The following is a 16627-nucleotide window of genomic DNA, read 5'->3' as shown; positions in this document are numbered from 1 at the left end:
CTCAAAACTAGATAACAATGTTCATTTTTCACATTAGAATATAGGTTAAGTCCTCGATCTATTAGTATCTGTCAGCTCCACGTGTCACCACGCTTCCACCTCAGACCTATCAACCTGATCATCTTTCAGGGATCTTACTTCCTTGCGGAATGGGAAATCTCATCTTGAGGGGGGCTTCATGCTTAGATGCTTTCAGCACTTATCCCGTCCGCACATAGCTACCCAGCGATGCCCTTGGCAGAACAACTGGTACACCAGCGGTGCGTCCATCCCGGTCCTCTCGTACTAAGGACAGCTCCTCTCAAATTTCCTGCGCCCGCGACGGATAGGGACCGAACTGTCTCACGACGTTCTGAACCCAGCTCGCGTACCGCTTTAATGGGCGAACAGCCCAACCCTTGGGACCGACTACAGCCCCAGGATGCGATGAGCCGACATCGAGGTGCCAAACCTCCCCGTCGATGTGGACTCTTGGGGGAGATAAGCCTGTTATCCCCGGGGTAGCTTTTATCCGTTGAGCGATGGCCCTTCCATGCGGAACCACCGGATCACTAAGCCCGACTTTCGTCCCTGCTCGACTTGTAGGTCTCGCAGTCAAGCTCCCTTGTGCCTTTACACTCTGCGAATGATTTCCAACCATTCTGAGGGAACCTTTGGGCGCCTCCGTTACATTTTAGGAGGCGACCGCCCCAGTCAAACTGCCCACCTGACACTGTCTCCCTGCCCGATAAGGGCAGCGGGTTAGAAGGTCAATACAGCCAGGGTAGTATCCCACCGATGCCTCCACCGAAGCTAGCGCTCCGGTTTCCAAGGCTCCTACCTATCCTGTACAAGCTGTACCAACATTCAATATCAGGCTGCAGTAAAGCTCCACGGGGTCTTTCCGTCCTGTCGCGGGTAACCTGCATCTTCACAGGTACTATAATTTCACCGAGTCTCTCGTTGAGACAGTGCCCAGATCGTTGCGCCTTTCGTGCGGGTCGGAACTTACCCGACAAGGAATTTCGCTACCTTAGGACCGTTATAGTTACGGCCGCCGTTTACTGGGGCTTCAATTCGCACCTTCGCTTACGCTAAGCGCTCCTCTTAACCTTCCAGCACCGGGCAGGCGTCAGCCCCTATACTTCGCCTTACGGCTTCGCAGAGACCTGTGTTTTTGCTAAACAGTCGCCTGGGCCTATTCACTGCGGCTTCTCGGGGCTTTAACACCCTAAGAAGCACCCCTTCTCCCGAAGTTACGGGGTCATTTTGCCGAGTTCCTTAACGAGAGTTCTCTCGATCACCTTAGGATTCTCTCCTCGCCTACCTGTGTCGGTTTGCGGTACGGGCACCTCTCACCTCGCTAGAGGCTTTTCTTGGCAGTGTGGAATCAGGAACTTCGCTACTAAATTTCGCTCGCCATCACAGCTCAGCCTTCACGGGAAACGGATTTGCCTATTTCCCAGCCTAACTGCTTGGACGCGGATATCCAATACCGCGCTTACCCTATCCTCCTGCGTCCCCCCATTGCTCAAATGGTGAGGAGGTGGTACAGGAATATCAACCTGTTGTCCATCGCCTACGCCTTTCGGCCTCGGCTTAGGTCCCGACTAACCCTGAGCGGACGAGCCTTCCTCAGGAAACCTTAGGCATTCGGTGGACGGGATTCTCACCCGTCTTTCGCTACTCATACCGGCATTCTCACTTCTAAGCGCTCCACCAGTCCTTCCGGTCTGACTTCACTGCACTTAGAACGCTCTCCTACCACTGTTCGTAAGAACAGTCCGCAGCTTCGGTGATACGTTTAGCCCCGGTACATTTTCGGCGCAGAGTCACTCGACCAGTGAGCTATTACGCACTCTTTAAATGGTGGCTGCTTCTAAGCCAACATCCTGGTTGTCTAAGCAACTCCACATCCTTTTCCACTTAACGTATACTTTGGGACCTTAGCTGGCGGTCTGGGCTGTTTCCCTTTCGACTACGGATCTTATCACTCGCAGTCTGACTCCCAAGGATAAGTCATCGGCATTCGGAGTTTGACTGAATTCGGTAACCCGGTAGGGGCCCCTAGTCCAATCAGTGCTCTACCTCCGAGACTCTTACCTTGAGGCTAGCCCTAAAGCTATTTCGGAGAGAACCAGCTATCTCCAGGTTCGATTGGCATTTCACCCCTACCCACACCTCATCCCCGCACTTTTCAACGTGCGTGGGTTCGGGCCTCCATTCAGTGTTACCTGAACTTCACCCTGGACATGGGTAGATCACCTGGTTTCGGGTCTACGACCACGTACTCATGCGCCCTATTCAGACTCGCTTTCGCTGCGGCTCCGCATCTTCTGCTTAACCTTGCACGGGATCGTAACTCGCCGGTTCATTCTACAAAAGGCACGCCATCACCCGTTAACGGGCTCTGACTACTTGTAGGCACACGGTTTCAGGATCTATTTCACTCCCCTTCCGGGGTGCTTTTCACCTTTCCCTCACGGTACTGGTTCACTATCGGTCACTAGGGAGTATTTAGCCTTGGGAGATGGTCCTCCCGGATTCCGACGGAATTTCACGTGTTCCGCCGTACTCAGGATCCACTCTGGAGAGAACAACATTTCAGTTACAGGGCTGTTACCTTCTTTGGCGGGCCTTTCCAGACCTCTTCGCTTATATCGTTCCTTTGTAACTCCGTATAGAGTGTCCTACAACCCCAAGAGGCAAGCCTCTTGGTTTGGGCTGTTCCCGTTTCGCTCGCCGCTACTCAGGGAATCGCATTTGCTTTCTCTTCCTCCGGGTACTTAGATGTTTCAGTTCCCCGGGTATGCCTTCTCATACTCTATGTATTCAAGTATGGATACTACTCCATTACGAGCAGTGGGTTTCCCCATTCGGAAATCTCCGGATCAAAGCTTGCTTACAGCTCCCCGAAGCATATCGGTGTTCGTCCCGTCCTTCATCGGCTCCTAGTGCCAAGGCATCCACCGTGCGCCCTTTCTAACTTAACCATTTCTTACTTTAGAAAGAATCACTATGTGTGATGAACTTTGCATTGCATTCAATGTGAATGTATTACTTATTGTTATCTAGTTTTCAAAGAACAATCCTGTCTCGCTAGAGACATGTTTGAAGGAATGATCCTTCAAAACTAAACAAGACGAAAACGCACGCTGCTCCATATATCCTTAGAAAGGAGGTGATCCAGCCGCACCTTCCGATACGGCTACCTTGTTACGACTTCACCCCAATCATCTGCCCCACCTTCGGCGGCTGGCTCCATAAAGGTTACCTCACCGACTTCGGGTGTTGCAAACTCTCGTGGTGTGACGGGCGGTGTGTACAAGGCCCGGGAACGTATTCACCGCGGCATGCTGATCCGCGATTACTAGCGATTCCAGCTTCACGCAGTCGAGTTGCAGACTGCGATCCGAACTGAGAACAGATTTGTGGGATTGGCTAAACCTTGCGGTCTCGCAGCCCTTTGTTCTGTCCATTGTAGCACGTGTGTAGCCCAGGTCATAAGGGGCATGATGATTTGACGTCATCCCCACCTTCCTCCGGTTTGTCACCGGCAGTCACCTTAGAGTGCCCAACTGAATGCTGGCAACTAAGATCAAGGGTTGCGCTCGTTGCGGGACTTAACCCAACATCTCACGACACGAGCTGACGACAACCATGCACCACCTGTCACTCTGTCCCCGAAGGGAAAGCCCTATCTCTAGGGTTGTCAGAGGATGTCAAGACCTGGTAAGGTTCTTCGCGTTGCTTCGAATTAAACCACATGCTCCACCGCTTGTGCGGGCCCCCGTCAATTCCTTTGAGTTTCAGTCTTGCGACCGTACTCCCCAGGCGGAGTGCTTAATGCGTTAGCTGCAGCACTAAGGGGCGGAAACCCCCTAACACTTAGCACTCATCGTTTACGGCGTGGACTACCAGGGTATCTAATCCTGTTCGCTCCCCACGCTTTCGCTCCTCAGCGTCAGTTACAGACCAGAGAGTCGCCTTCGCCACTGGTGTTCCTCCACATCTCTACGCATTTCACCGCTACACGTGGAATTCCACTCTCCTCTTCTGCACTCAAGTTTCCCAGTTTCCAATGACCCTCCCCGGTTGAGCCGGGGGCTTTCACATCAGACTTAAGAAACCGCCTGCGAGCCCTTTACGCCCAATAATTCCGGACAACGCTTGCCACCTACGTATTACCGCGGCTGCTGGCACGTAGTTAGCCGTGGCTTTCTGGTTAGGTACCGTCAAGGTGCAAGCAGTTACTCTTGCACTTGTTCTTCCCTAACAACAGAGCTTTACGATCCGAAAACCTTCATCACTCACGCGGCGTTGCTCCGTCAGACTTTCGTCCATTGCGGAAGATTCCCTACTGCTGCCTCCCGTAGGAGTCTGGGCCGTGTCTCAGTCCCAGTGTGGCCGATCACCCTCTCAGGTCGGCTACGCATCGTCGCCTTGGTGAGCCGTTACCTCACCAACTAGCTAATGCGCCGCGGGTCCATCTGTAAGTGACAGCCGAAACCGTCTTTCATCCTTGAACCATGCGGTTCAAGGAACTATCCGGTATTAGCTCCGGTTTCCCGGAGTTATCCCAGTCTTACAGGCAGGTTACCCACGTGTTACTCACCCGTCCGCCGCTAACATCCGGGAGCAAGCTCCCTTCTGTCCGCTCGACTTGCATGTATTAGGCACGCCGCCAGCGTTCGTCCTGAGCCAGGATCAAACTCTCCGAAAAAGTTCAAAACCGAAGTTTTGTTTTTCGCCAGTTTGACTGACTACCTATGATGTATCATAGGATTTTTTTATAAAAACTCGAATTAACAGGTACGTTTTGTCTTGTTTAGTTTTCAAAGATCATTTTTAAAAATGGAGCGGGTGATGAGAATCGAACTCACGACATCAGCTTGGAAGGCTGAGGTTTTACCACTAAACTACACCCGCGTGGTTAAATGTTATTGGCGCGCCCGAGAGGAGTCGAACCCCTAACCTTTTGATCCGTAGTCAAACGCTCTATCCAATTGAGCTACGGGCGCTTAATCAGGCGACTTAATTATCTTAACATATCGTTTTTATTAAGTCAACATCTTTTTGAAGTTTGTTTGTCGTATCTGTCTGAGCATCAGCGTTTCAGATGCGTCATCAGCGACGAATAAAAATATACCATGGATCATACAAAAGGGTCAATACATTTTTCTAAAAAAGTTTCATGTTTTTTAAGAAGTGCTCTTTTGTTAGATAAATAGAGTTTCAATCGCCCTAATTTCATTTCTTTCTTCATAATTCTAATGATTCTTAAATAAAATCTTTCTAAATCCAAAGGAGGACAAAACATGGTCACCTAGAATTTTTATTTATTGGAAAATTCTTAATTTTTTCCATGCATTTAAAGGAGGTAGGAGATGATGAAAAAGTTTGTCGCTTTTCAAATCATGATCGCTTTGGTGATAGGAGCTCTTATCGGCCACTTCTTCCCTGATTTCGGAATGGCACTGCGGCCCATTGGGGATGGCTTTATCCGATTGATTAAAATGATTGTAGTCCCTATTGTTTTCTCTACGATTGTCATCGGCGCAGCTGGCAGCGGTGGAATGAAGAAAATGGGCAGTCTCGGATTAAAGACAATCATTTGGTTTGAGGTCATTACGACCATCGTTCTTGGAATCGGACTTTTATTGGCCAACGTGTTAAAGCCAGGCGTTGGACTCGATTTCTCTCAATTAGCTAAGAAAGATATTGGGGAACTCGATGGTTATACTCAAAAGGTCGTCGATTTTAAACAGATGGTTTTAGACATCATTCCAACCAATATCATCGATGTCATGGCTCAAAATGATTTACTAGCAGTGATTTTCTTCGCTATTTTATTCGGTGTAGCCGCAAGCGGCATTGGGAAAGCTTCCGCTCCTGTCCTTACCTTCTTTGAATCAGTAGCACAAATTATGTTTAAGCTCACACAAATGGTCATGGTGACAGCTCCTATTGGAGTTTTAGCATTAATGGCAGCTTCTGTCGGACAATACGGCATTGTTTTACTCATTCCTATGATGAAACTTGTTGGCACTGTTTTCTTAGGATTGTTTATTATTCTATTTGTTTTGTTCCCTCTTGTCGCACTGATCTTCCGTTTTAACTACTTCGAAGTGTTGAAAATGATTTGGGATTTGTTTTTAGTGGCCTTTTCTACTACAAGTACAGAAACTGTTCTTCCCCAGCTCATGTCACGGATGGAGAAATACGGCTGCCCAAAAAGAATCGTTTCCTTCGTCATCCCGTCAGGTCTTTCTCTTAATTGTGATGGTTCAAGTTTATATTTATCGGTTTCCTGTGTGTTTCTTGCACAAGCGTTTGGTGTCGATATGAGTTTATCACAGCAGCTCCTCATGATGCTTGTCCTTGTTTTAACAAGTAAAGGCATTGCAGCTGTCCCGTCTGGGTCACTTGTCGTTCTTTTGGCAACAGCTCATGCAGTAGGTCTGCCAGCAGAAGGTGTCGCTATTATCGCCGGTGTTGATCGGATTATGGATATGGCTCGAACAGGCGTGAATGTTCCTGGACATGCGGTTGCCTGTATTGTCGTTTCTAAATGGGAAAAAGTATTCCGAGAGTCTGCATGGGAAGTTCCAAAAGCAGGTGAAGAAACAAAAGGAATGTAATGTTTTTTATGAAGGAAAGGGGTCGCCCTTTCCTTTTTTTATGGCAAAAATGTCTGCTTCAGCACGGCTTTACCTTCTTGTTGCAACTGCACCTCCGCGTATGCTCCGTTAATGAGGGTCATTTGCGGTGGTACGTGTCCACAATCAATATCGTAAACAATCGGTATGTGTAATTCCTTATGCAATTCTTCATATAGATCCGTATATTCATATCCTTCCACAGGAGTGTCCACTGCACTCCTGCCAAACATGATGCCAGAGCAATGATCAAACCAGCCTGCTAGTTTTAATTGAACAAGAGACCTCTTCATGCTCGCAGCATTTAATTCACAGTTTTCAAAATACCATAGAATGGGTTCACCTTTCAGGTATGTTTCTTGAAAAGCTTTGACATCTCCAAAAGGCGTGCCAGCTAAGTGCCGGATCACATCAATACAGCCACCCATCAGTCTTCCCTTCATCGTCGTCTCTAAGTGATCAACAGTACGCCATGCGGTTGGCTCGGTTAAATGAAAGACATGTATGCTTGGATGGTCATACTGCCATTCCTTTTGATACATATCAGAAGAAAATTGAGTAACATCCTTTTTCTCTGGAGTGGAAAGTATTTGTTCCCACATAGCCGTCACCTGATCAAGCTCTTCCCCCTGAAGATCCACAAGGTTCGGTCCATGCGCTGTCGCAATGCCTGTGTTTAATGTCAAAGCTAATAGAAGGAGACTTGTATCTGAGTAACCAAGAATCCACTTTTTTTGCATCACTGAGAAATCAAGATGCTCTAACACTTCAATAAGCAGCTGTCCGCCCCATGGCGGGATGATGTGGTCAATCTCATGACAAGTCATCATCCGCTGTAACTCATTTGCTCGCTTGATTGCAGGGGCTGATTTCGCTTTTTCCTGCTGCCATACTGTCTCTCCACATATGACTTCATAGCCTCTTTTTTTCATCCGATCGCAAGACAGTTGAAACATCTCATGCAAAGAGGGTTGCACACCTGAGGACGGTGCTGTCACCCCAATCGTTTGTCCTTTTTGCAAAAATGGATACTGGATCATCCTGCTCACCTCCACCTTCTATGAATCTCTCATCTATTCATTGTAAAGAAAATTCCCCTTCTCCAAGGGGAATCTCGTCTTACTCTCTCTGACGCAGGACAGTATATACACCTGCGAAAATACACAAAATCCCAACAAAGGAACGTAAGCCCATCTCTTCACCTAGAAGCAGCCATCCAAGGACCGTACCAACGATTGGTTGAAAGAAGAAAAACAGACCACCGCTTGAAGCGTCCATCAGTTGAAGCCCTCTATTCCACAAAAAGAAAGCAAGGGCCGTTGAGATGATACCTAGATACAGAATGCCACCCCATATTTCCGGTCTTGCCATTTGATGCACATCAAGATGAGGCAAACGAAACAAGACAGGTGGTGTTAATACGATAAAAGCCACAATGATCGCATATGTTGTCGTCACTACTTGAGGATACTTTCCTGGAACTCGTTTCAAAAGAACAGACATGAGCGCCCATGTTAATGCAGCAATAACCAGTGAAAGACCGCCAACAAACTCATCCGTTTGAACAGCGACAGGCCCAATCATCGTCAGCACACCTACTGTAGCAAGCAGAATGGAGACACACTTTCTCATTGTGAAAGATTCTTTTAATAGAAAGAAAGCGAAAAGCACCATAAAAGCAGGTGTGGCCGATGTAATGACGGCACCCATTTGTGCAGACGTATACATTGTGCCAATTTCTTGGGTCACGATCGATAGAAAGTTGCCAATCAATCCAATCGACACAATCAGCGGGATATCCTTTTTGTCTAACCGAAAAGAGTAGCCCAAACGCCAAATCGTGAACACAAGAACGACTCCAGCTACTGCATATCTCATCCAGACGAGCTCAAGTGGCGGGACCACCGCAACTGTGACTTTGACCACTACATACATACCGCCCCAAATACTAGCAGCTAACGCTAAGTAAAGGGCTCCTATATATTTTTCATTCATTTTTTCCCCTCCGTTACTGGATATATTCACTGCGATATCCACAAACGGAGATCACTCTCCGTTATGGACGGAGGTGATTTGGTACATCATGTTCAAATAAAGGCTTCCATTGCATATCAGTCACCCCAATTGTTTTTATTTTCTGATTACTTTATAACAAAATCTGGTTCACTTCAATCCTTTTTTATCGCCATGTTTCTTCATATAATAGAAGTTCGATAGGATTGACATGATGAATTCGTTTTCTTATAGTAAGTAAAACAATTGATGTACACAGAAAAGGAGTAGAGGTCTTTGGATGTTGAAGCTAGGAAACACATTCCCACTGCCGGAAACGAACCGTTTCTTGAGGGAATAAAAGATTGTGTGCCAACCTTGCTTGGTTATATGAGCATTGGGTTTGCCTTTGGAATTGTTGGCATTAGTTCGCAGTTAAGTATATGGGAAATCGCGCTGTTATCTATCTTTATATATGCTGGCGCTTCACAGTTTATCATCTGTGCATTACTTGTGACAGGAAGCCCCCTTTCCGCTATTATTTTCACCACGTTCATTGTCAATTTACGGCATTTGTTACTCAGTCTTACGCTTGCCCCTCATTTTACACGCTACTCTGTAAAGCAGAACATCGGGTTTGGCCTTCTGCTTACTGATGAATCCTTTGGCGTAGCGATGAATAAATTAGCACAGCAAGGAAAATTGAATAACAGATGGATGCATGGACTGAATATTACAGCTTATTTATGCTGGATTGCTGCGTGTACACTTGGCGGAATATTCGGACACTGGATTTCAAATCCAGAGGCGCTTGGTCTTGATTTTGCCCTATCCGCGATGTTTGCTGCGCTGCTCATTCTTTCTTTACAGACGGTGCCAAAAAATAAGCTAACCCATCGCTTGTCACTTGTTTTATATATGTTTGTTGCGATGTTTGTGCTGCTTCATTTTGTTCCTTCACACGTGGCTGTTTTGTTGGCAACTGTGCTTGTTGCCACTATTGGGGTGGTGACAGATAAATGATTAGCAGTTTTATGTTATGGCTCATTCTTGGCTGTATGATTGTGACCATCATCCCAAGAGTCGTTCCATTTTTATTTGTAAGGAGTATCCAGATGCCAGAAGTGGTGCTCAAATGGTTATCATTTATCCCCATTTGTATATTTACTGCTTTGATTGCAGAGCATCTATTCATACATACTACAGCAGGCGTCACCATTCACTGGATGTACCTTGCTGTCTTGGTTCCAACTGTGTTAATCGCTGTTTGGACAAAAAGCTTGTCCCTCACCGTTCTAGTAGGCGTCATGCTGATGGGCACAGCTAGATGGTTTTTCTAATAGAAAAAGCTTAACCGGATGCGGTTAAGCTTTTTTCATTTTACGATACCGTATATAAAGCCGTCATAGCCTTTTTCGCCAACAGTTTGAATAGCGGTTGCTTCAATTCTCGACTCTTGTTTGAGTAAATCGAAAAATTCACGCGTTCCCTTCACTCGCTCATCTTGATCAGAGGCATGGAGAACTGCCCCATTTCTGACCACATTGTCTGCAATAATGACTGTTCCCTTTTTTGAGAAATATAACGCCCACTTCAAATATTGCGGGTTGTTTGGTTTGTCTGCATCAATGAAAATCAAATCGAACGGGAGCGTATCCTGCTCTTTTAACTGAGATAAAGTATCTAACGCTTTTCCTTGTAAAATGGTGACACGTTCTGCTAGGCCTGCTCTGTCTATGTTCTGCTGTGCTGTTTCTGCATGATGACTGACAGCCTCTAATGTCATGAGTTCTCCATCCGATTCAAGTGCACGGGCAAGCCAAATGGTACTATAACCGCCAAGTGTACCGATTTCTAAAATGCGCTTTGCACCCTTGGTTTTTGCTAACAAATAAAGCAGTTTCCCTTGGGCCGGCGACACATCTATTTCTGGTAACCCGGCTTGCTTATTCTTGATAAGAGTTTGCTCCAATACGTCATCTTTAGCCATCAATTTGTCTTTGATATACTCGTCAACTTTCCCCCATACTTGCTCCAAGTCATCCATCTCCCTTGTTCATGTCTTCTATTTAAATTCTACATGACGGAAGCGAGAATTTATAATCAATTCTTTTCACACACCTATTCATTTTATTGATGAAAGGAATGGGATGATGGATACATGGGGCAAGTACCTGTAAGTATGTGCAAACTACTGATTCAGCTTATTTTTCACGTCACCTTTTTTATCTTGAAGCTTTCCTTTTACTTGATCTTTCTTTCCTTCTGCTTTCAGGTTTTCATGATCTGTAGCTTCGCCAAGTTTTTCTTTCACTTGACCTTTGACTTGATTTGTTTTTCCTTTCGCTTTATCCATATGTCCATTTTGTTCACTCATTTGTTCCACCTCCACGTTTGATACTGTTTATTTAGCCTTTTTGCACATGACAAAACATCTGAGTGTGCTGTGTGGACGTTTCAGTGATTAGACGAAAGGGTGGTCGTCAGATCGATGTATTCGTGAATACATGTTTACTGTTCGTATTTGAACTACCACGAATATTAATAAGTTGCTATGGAAATCTTATTAATAGAAATATAAGAAAGGATGAAAAGAATAATGACTGATACAAATGACAATGAGCAGAATATCATTTGGAAAGAATATGAAAATGAAAACGGAGGAATATATCGAGTTGGCTATGTGGAAGATGAGCCTTTAGATGATGAAACGCAAAATCGGGTTTCAAATAAGAAACCTTTTAGTATTTCTGTAAATTGGCCTGTAAAAAACTCAGCGGTTCAAAAAACTAGTAATGAAGTAAAGCAAACAGCAGCCATTACAGAATATGCTTTATATGATCGAAATCCATATCATAGCCCTCGTAAAATATTCAAATACCGCCTGATCATCACTAATACTGAGCATTATGATTACTATTTTAAAGACGAATCGGGCGATAACTATGAATTGAACACTTTTTGGAATTGCACACATTACCTCGATTACAATTCAGAGGCACCAAATATAATCCGGATTGAAGGTACATGAGATTTGATTTCGGACAACAATCTAAAAGGATTGTTTATCTAGAAATCTAAAAATGTGAAACTTTTTATTATTTACATTGAGATTGTAGAGAAACTCATGTTTTTCTACAATCTTTTTTATTATTAAATCATCTGAGAAGGGTAAGATCTACGCCATGACACCAAAAAGAACCAAACATCTGAGTGTGCTGTGTGCGCGTTTCAGGTATGATAGACATAATGGAATGAAAGGTTGGTGGTCTGTTCAATGATCATTTCTGAAAGTATGTTCACTGTACGTGGTGTGACCTATCGTATTCGCTCTGCTGCATTAGCAGATGCCAAACAGTTATCAGCTCTCAGACTGAAAATCGATGGTGAAACCGAATATTTAGATCGTGAACCGGGTGAAGCTTTTATTGATGAGAAAGGGTTCGAGGCGTTGATTCAAGAGGATTCCAAGGAATGCCGTCATCTCTTTTTAGTTGCAGATATTGAAGGAGACATTGTCGGTTTTTCAAGATGCGAAGGGCATTCTCTTAAGCGCTCTGCTCACAAAGTAATGTTTGGCGTCGCTGTACAGAAGGCCGCTTGGGGCTATCACATCGGGAAAGAACTTTTAGCTGCATCGATCGACTGGGCAGATCAGCAAGGCATTCAAAAGATGTCACTTCAAGTAATGGAAACCAATCAAAAAGCCATTCGTTTATATGAACACTATGGCTTTGAGATTGAAGGCTTGTTAAAAAAAGATAAACGGCTGGCGGACGGCATGTATTATGATACGGTTGTGATGGGCAGGCAGCGGCCAGTCTCCTGACCGCTTACATGACATAACTCCAGATCATCGAAATCGCACTATACATAAGTAGAAGTCCCATGACGAACTGGAACGGCCGCTGATAAAGAGTCAAAAAACGCTTGAATACAGAGCCAAATAAACTCCAGCTAAATGTGCCTAAAAAACCGATGATGGCGAGAATCAACGTCAACAACATGTATTGCATATTGGACTGTCCATACGGCAGAACAAAAGTGGAAATGACGGTTAACCCATACAAGATGGCTTTCGGATTAATAAATTGCAGCAGCATCCCCGGGATAAAATGATTATAGCGGTCTAGTGTTTCGTCATCTCCGCCTTTACTTCTCATGATTTTGACAGCTAAATAGATCATGTAACCGGCTCCAATGAAAGCCATGACCCAGCCGATTTTCGGCATGACTTGATAAAGAATCATATTGAAAAAACCGCTCAAACATAAAATGACCAAAAATCCGATCCCAACCCCTAAACAAAATCGAAATGTTTGCTTGACCCCATATTTATTCGTAAAGACCATCGCCATGATATTATTCGGCCCAGGGGTGAAGCTGGTAACAAAAGCATAAATCAACATGGAAACAATCAAATCGTTACCTCCTTTTCATACGTTATTTAGACTTAAAAGTCTTTATTGCGTATATATTACGTTTTATTGTACTATTCAGTCGTTATAAAGTAAATGAAGAAAGGAGTTTTTTTGATGGAGGATGTACAATCGATTATTGCTAGAAATGTCAAACTGCTAAGAGAGCAAAAGAAATTAAGCCTAGAAAAGATGGCTGAGGTAACAAGTGTGAGTAAAACGATGATTGGGCAAATCGAAAGAGGAGAATCCACACCGACCATCACCACTCTGTGGAAAATCGCCAATGGGTTGAAGGTGTCTTTTAGTGAACTCATATACGCACCGCAGCCTGAGATTAAGTTTGTGCGAAAAGAAGACGGACAAGTTTTAACCGAGGACGAGGGAAGGTATCGGGTATATACGACGTTCCCATTTGATGACCTGAGAAAATTTGAAGTCTATCAGGTAGAAATTGATCCTCATGGGTCGTTAAGTGCGGAAGAACATATCGGCGGTACAGAGGAATTGATTACCGTATTTGAGGGAGCACTTGATTTATCAATCGGTGATGAGCAATACACATTACAAGCTGGCGACTCGATTCGGTTTAAAGCTGACCGTGCCCATGAGTATAAACAATCAGGAGAACAGATGGTACGGATGCAAATGATTCTTTATTATCCCCATTAAAAAAAGCTGACAGGCTTGTCCACCTGTCAGCTTTATTTTATTTAATTAAATCCTGGATCGCGTACAACCGTTCCAGTAAAGGTAACTCTATATTTTCCTAAACCTAACTCTTCAATTGACGATTGATAGAGAATACCGACCCATCCATCCTTTGCATATGTAATACTTGATGGGATGTTTGACGTCGTATATGTTCTCGTTTCCGAGACGGTTCGACTTGCTTGTACCGTAACTTCACTGTTTACTTTCCCCTTCGCTTCTACCGGGACAGCAGTGACACCCGCACCCGTTAAAACAATTGCTCCAACCAAAACAGAAGTTATGACCTTTTTCATACAAAAATCCCTCCCTTTTTTTGTTGAACATATTAACCATACCATAATTTAGAACTTTCGTAAGTTATTTTTTCATTTTTTTGAAAATTATGATATGATTGTCTTATGCTGGATAGAGGGTGTTACATACTTCTATGCTTTTATCCTCACCTCGTTCTAGTGAAGCAATTGATAACGGAGGTGATTTCATGAAAAAATGGCTTATCTGTTTTCAACTTGTTTTCCTCTTCACCTTGACGGCCACACCATTTGCTTCTGCTGCTTCATGCCCTACAGTGAAACCATGTGTTATTGATCCTTAAGCATAAGAAAAAGTCGATCAAGCCTATTCACTTGATCGACTTTTTTGTTATGCTTGTTCAGCTTCCCAGCGGGCAACCTCTTCTCTTACTTTAGGAGCCACTTCTTTTCCAAATAACTCAATAGCTTTCAGCACTTGATCATGCGGCATCGAACCGACCGGTACGTGCAGCATGAAGCGCGTAATGCCTACATTTTTTCGCAGATGTATCACTTTCTCTGCCACGGCATCTGGATCTCCTACATACAATGCACCTTCTAATGTTCTTGCTGCATCGAATGTAGAACGGGTATAAGGTCCCCAGCCTCGTTCTCTTGCTAATGTATTCATGACATGCTGTGTAGAAGGGAAGAATTGATCTGCTGCCAATTCTGTTTCCTCCGCAACAAATCCATGTGAATGGGATGCCACCGTTAATTTCTCAGGGTCATGTCCAGCGTGAATCGCAGCTTGCTTGTAGAGCTGCACGAGCGGTGCGAACTGTCTAGGGCTGCCGCCAATAATGGCAAGGACAAGTGGTAATCCTAATAATCCAGCACGTACGACAGATTCTCTGTTTCCTCCACTGCCAATCCAGATCGGAAGCGGATCTTGAACAGGTCTTGGGTATACGCCGACATCCTGAATGGAAGGACGATGCTTACCGCTCCATGTCACACGCTCTGACTGCTGTAATTTCAATAGTAAATCTAGTTTTTCTTCAAATAATTCTTCATAATCATCTAAGTCATAGCCAAAAAGCGGGAACGATTCAATAAATGATCCACGGCCAGCCATGATCTCTGCACGCCCGTTAGAAAGGCCATCTAATGTCGCAAAATCTTGAAACACACGAACAGGATCTGCCGATGAAAGAACAGTTACGGCACTTGTCAGACGAATATTCTTTGTTTGCGTTGCCGCAGCTGCTAATACGACTGCTGGATTTGATGCGGCGAAATCTTCACGATGATGCTCTCCTACACCAAAAACGTCGAGACCCACTTGATCTGCTAAAATAATTTCTTCTACTACTTCACGAATGCGCTGTGCGTGGCTGACTGTTTTTCCTGTTTGAAAATCAGGTGTTGTTTCTACAAATGTACTAATTCCTAGTTCCATGAATGGAACCCCCTATCTTATAAATATGTCACAAATTCAGAGACCGGCTTGCGGTAGCCTCTCGCTTGTCTGCTCTCTACTTTTTCTTTTCCAAGTGTAATCATTAATACAGGAACCAAATCTGATTCGATGTTTAACACCTTTTTCATTGCTTCGGGGTCAAAGCCGATCATTGGGCAAGTATCCCATCCCTTGTTTTTGGCGGCAAGCATAAATAGCATGGCAGATAATGAAGCGTTTCGAATCGCCTCTTCTTTCTGAAAGTCTGATCCTCTCTGCACATAAAAACTCATCGTCTCTCTGACCATTTCCTCATATTGTTGCGCATTTAAGATGCCGAGCATTTTTAGGCCTTCATAAATGTTTCCTGCTTGCTCATAAGCTTTCGGATCGCCGAGCACAATGATCGCTGCTGAAGCGGAATGCACCTTATATTGTCCAAATGCAGCATCTCTTACTTGCTCTTTAAGCGCTTCTGATTGGACGACGACATATTGCGTATGCTGTAAATTAAAGGCTGAAGGTGCCAGCTTCACTTCTTCAAAGATACTATTAAGCTCTTCTCTCGAAATCGAGATATTTGGCAAAAAATTTGATGCTGATCGTCTTTCACGTACCAATGTATCAAAGCTGCGTGTCATCTTGTTTCCCCTTTTCGTGAAGTTGTTTTGCACCTAAACCGATTTTTTTCAACCATTCGATGAGCTGCTCTTTTTCCTCTGTTTCGATAAAGGACAGATTTTGTGAAATGACATCTGTATGTTTTGGGAAAATATCGTCAAATAGCTGCTTCCCTTTATCTGTCAGTAATACATGGAATACACGTTTATCAGAAGGTGCACATTGTCTTTTGACTAATTCTTGTTTTTCTAATTTGTTGACCACATAGGTGATGCTCCCACTTGGAATGGATAAGATCTCACTAATTTTTTGAACGGGATGTGGTCCCTTACTATACAGTAATTCAAGAATTTGAAAGTTTTCAAATCCGATATCATAACGTTCAATGTCTTTTTGGATATTTGCAAAAAGGGCATGATAGGCTTTCATCCACACTCGGAAAAGCCTTAAGTCTAATTCCTGTTCTTGCTGCACCATGGCAACTACTCCTTTTTCAATAAATCCTAAAACTAGGATAAATTTATCCTAACACTAGGATATTTTCTTGTC

The 16627-nt window shown here is 44.3% G+C and carries 15 protein-coding genes, 2 tRNA genes and 2 rRNA genes; 6 read left to right on the top strand and 13 right to left on the bottom strand.

What is annotated here, in order from left to right:
* Nucleotides 1-41: 41 nt before the first annotated feature.
* The 4 genes from NST09_RS03010 to NST09_RS02995 all read right to left on the bottom strand — a co-directional run bounded on the left by NST09_RS03010 (nt 42) and on the right by NST09_RS02995 (nt 5000).
* Nucleotides 42-2972, bottom strand: a 23S ribosomal RNA gene (locus NST09_RS03010).
* A gap of 181 nt (nt 2973-3153) precedes the next feature.
* A 16S ribosomal RNA gene (locus tag NST09_RS03005) occupies nt 3154-4702 on the bottom strand.
* Together the 16S and 23S rRNA genes with 2 tRNA genes alongside form the textbook arrangement of a ribosomal RNA operon.
* 132 nt (nt 4703-4834) lie before the next feature.
* Nucleotides 4835-4908 (bottom strand) — tRNA-Gly (locus NST09_RS03000).
* 15 nt (nt 4909-4923) lie between these two features.
* Nucleotides 4924-5000: transfer RNA gene (locus tag NST09_RS02995), tRNA-Arg, on the bottom strand.
* Between the two features lie 369 nt (nt 5001-5369).
* Between NST09_RS02995 and gltP the strand changes: the two genes are divergently transcribed.
* On the top strand, nt 5370-6620 hold the full coding sequence (gene gltP, locus NST09_RS02990; protein WP_024719154.1) for a glutamate-aspartate/proton symporter GltP: 1251 nt from the start codon (nt 5370-5372) through the stop codon (nt 6618-6620).
* 38 nt (nt 6621-6658) lie between these two features.
* Here the strand turns inward: gltP and NST09_RS02985 are convergent, their stop codons facing one another.
* Together NST09_RS02985 and NST09_RS02980 are read right to left on the bottom strand one after the other, a co-directional pair.
* Nucleotides 6659-7678: a S66 peptidase family protein gene (locus NST09_RS02985; RefSeq protein ID WP_160758207.1), complete on the bottom strand. Its 1020-nt coding sequence runs from the start codon at nt 7676-7678 to the stop codon at nt 6659-6661.
* 79 nt (nt 7679-7757) lie between these two features.
* Nucleotides 7758-8633 (bottom strand): DMT family transporter, encoded by an 876-nt coding sequence (locus NST09_RS02980; protein ID WP_342493333.1) that lies wholly within the window; start codon nt 8631-8633, stop codon nt 7758-7760.
* A gap of 294 nt (nt 8634-8927) precedes the next feature.
* On the opposite strand from NST09_RS02980, the gene NST09_RS02975 reads away from it, so the two are divergent.
* Nucleotides 8928-9653, top strand: a complete 726-nt coding sequence (locus NST09_RS02975) for an AzlC family ABC transporter permease (protein ID WP_007496390.1) — start codon at nt 8928-8930, stop codon at nt 9651-9653.
* The gene (locus NST09_RS02970; RefSeq protein ID WP_008346681.1) at nt 9650-9970 is read left to right on the top strand and encodes an AzlD domain-containing protein; all 321 of its coding nucleotides are present in this window, start codon (nt 9650-9652) and stop codon (nt 9968-9970) included. The genes NST09_RS02975 and NST09_RS02970 overlap by 4 nt, the downstream gene beginning before the upstream one ends.
* A 35-nt stretch (nt 9971-10005) precedes the next feature.
* On the opposite strand, the gene NST09_RS02965 is transcribed toward NST09_RS02970, so the two are convergent.
* Together NST09_RS02965 and NST09_RS02960 are read right to left on the bottom strand one after the other, a co-directional pair.
* Nucleotides 10006-10668 carry an O-methyltransferase gene (locus NST09_RS02965; protein ID WP_079919076.1) on the bottom strand — a complete coding sequence of 221 codons (663 nt, stop codon included), beginning with the start codon at nt 10666-10668 and terminating at the stop codon, nt 10006-10008.
* Between the two features lie 153 nt (nt 10669-10821).
* Nucleotides 10822-11007 (bottom strand): CsbD family protein, encoded by a 186-nt coding sequence (locus NST09_RS02960; protein ID WP_008346686.1) that lies wholly within the window; start codon nt 11005-11007, stop codon nt 10822-10824.
* Between the two features lie 222 nt (nt 11008-11229).
* On the opposite strand from NST09_RS02960, the gene NST09_RS02955 reads away from it, so the two are divergent.
* On the top strand, nt 11230-11661 hold the full coding sequence (locus NST09_RS02955; RefSeq protein ID WP_017366694.1) for a hypothetical protein: 432 nt from the start codon (nt 11230-11232) through the stop codon (nt 11659-11661).
* Between the two features lie 246 nt (nt 11662-11907).
* Nucleotides 11908-12459: a GNAT family N-acetyltransferase gene (locus NST09_RS02950; protein WP_008346688.1), complete on the top strand. Its 552-nt coding sequence runs from the start codon at nt 11908-11910 to the stop codon at nt 12457-12459.
* 4 nt (nt 12460-12463) lie between these two features.
* Here NST09_RS02950 and NST09_RS02945 read toward each other — a convergent pair whose 3' ends face one another.
* A complete protein-coding gene (locus NST09_RS02945; protein ID WP_007496397.1) occupies nt 12464-13051 on the bottom strand; it encodes a LysE family transporter in 588 nt (195 codons plus the stop codon).
* 114 nt (nt 13052-13165) lie between these two features.
* Here NST09_RS02945 and NST09_RS02940 point away from each other — a divergent pair, with 114 nt between their 5' ends.
* Entirely contained in the window at nt 13166-13720 is a 555-nt protein-coding gene (locus tag NST09_RS02940) for an XRE family transcriptional regulator (RefSeq protein ID WP_008346691.1), read from the top strand.
* Nucleotides 13721-13761: 41 nt separating this feature from the next.
* On the opposite strand, the gene NST09_RS02935 is transcribed toward NST09_RS02940, so the two are convergent.
* From NST09_RS02935 to NST09_RS02920, 4 genes are all read right to left on the bottom strand, one after another.
* Nucleotides 13762-14055: a hypothetical protein gene (locus NST09_RS02935; protein WP_008346693.1), complete on the bottom strand. Its 294-nt coding sequence runs from the start codon at nt 14053-14055 to the stop codon at nt 13762-13764.
* Nucleotides 14056-14404: 349 nt separating this feature from the next.
* The gene (locus NST09_RS02930; protein ID WP_024719164.1) at nt 14405-15457 is read right to left on the bottom strand and encodes an LLM class flavin-dependent oxidoreductase; all 1053 of its coding nucleotides are present in this window, start codon (nt 15455-15457) and stop codon (nt 14405-14407) included.
* Nucleotides 15458-15474: 17 nt separating this feature from the next.
* Nucleotides 15475-16098 (bottom strand): nitroreductase family protein, encoded by a 624-nt coding sequence (locus tag NST09_RS02925; RefSeq protein ID WP_008346699.1) that lies wholly within the window; start codon nt 16096-16098, stop codon nt 15475-15477.
* A complete protein-coding gene (locus tag NST09_RS02920) occupies nt 16082-16555 on the bottom strand; it encodes a MarR family transcriptional regulator (protein ID WP_017358433.1) in 474 nt (157 codons plus the stop codon). Before NST09_RS02920 ends, NST09_RS02925 begins: the two co-directional genes overlap by 17 nt.
* Between the last annotated feature and the right edge of the window lie 72 nt (nt 16556-16627).

The organism is Bacillus sp. FSL W7-1346 (genome assembly GCF_038593335.1).
GTDB classification, from domain to species: Bacteria; Bacillota; Bacilli; order Bacillales; family Bacillaceae; genus Bacillus; species Bacillus altitudinis.
Note: the sequence above shows the minus strand (reverse complement) of the source record. Positions and strands in the feature narration are given on the sequence as shown.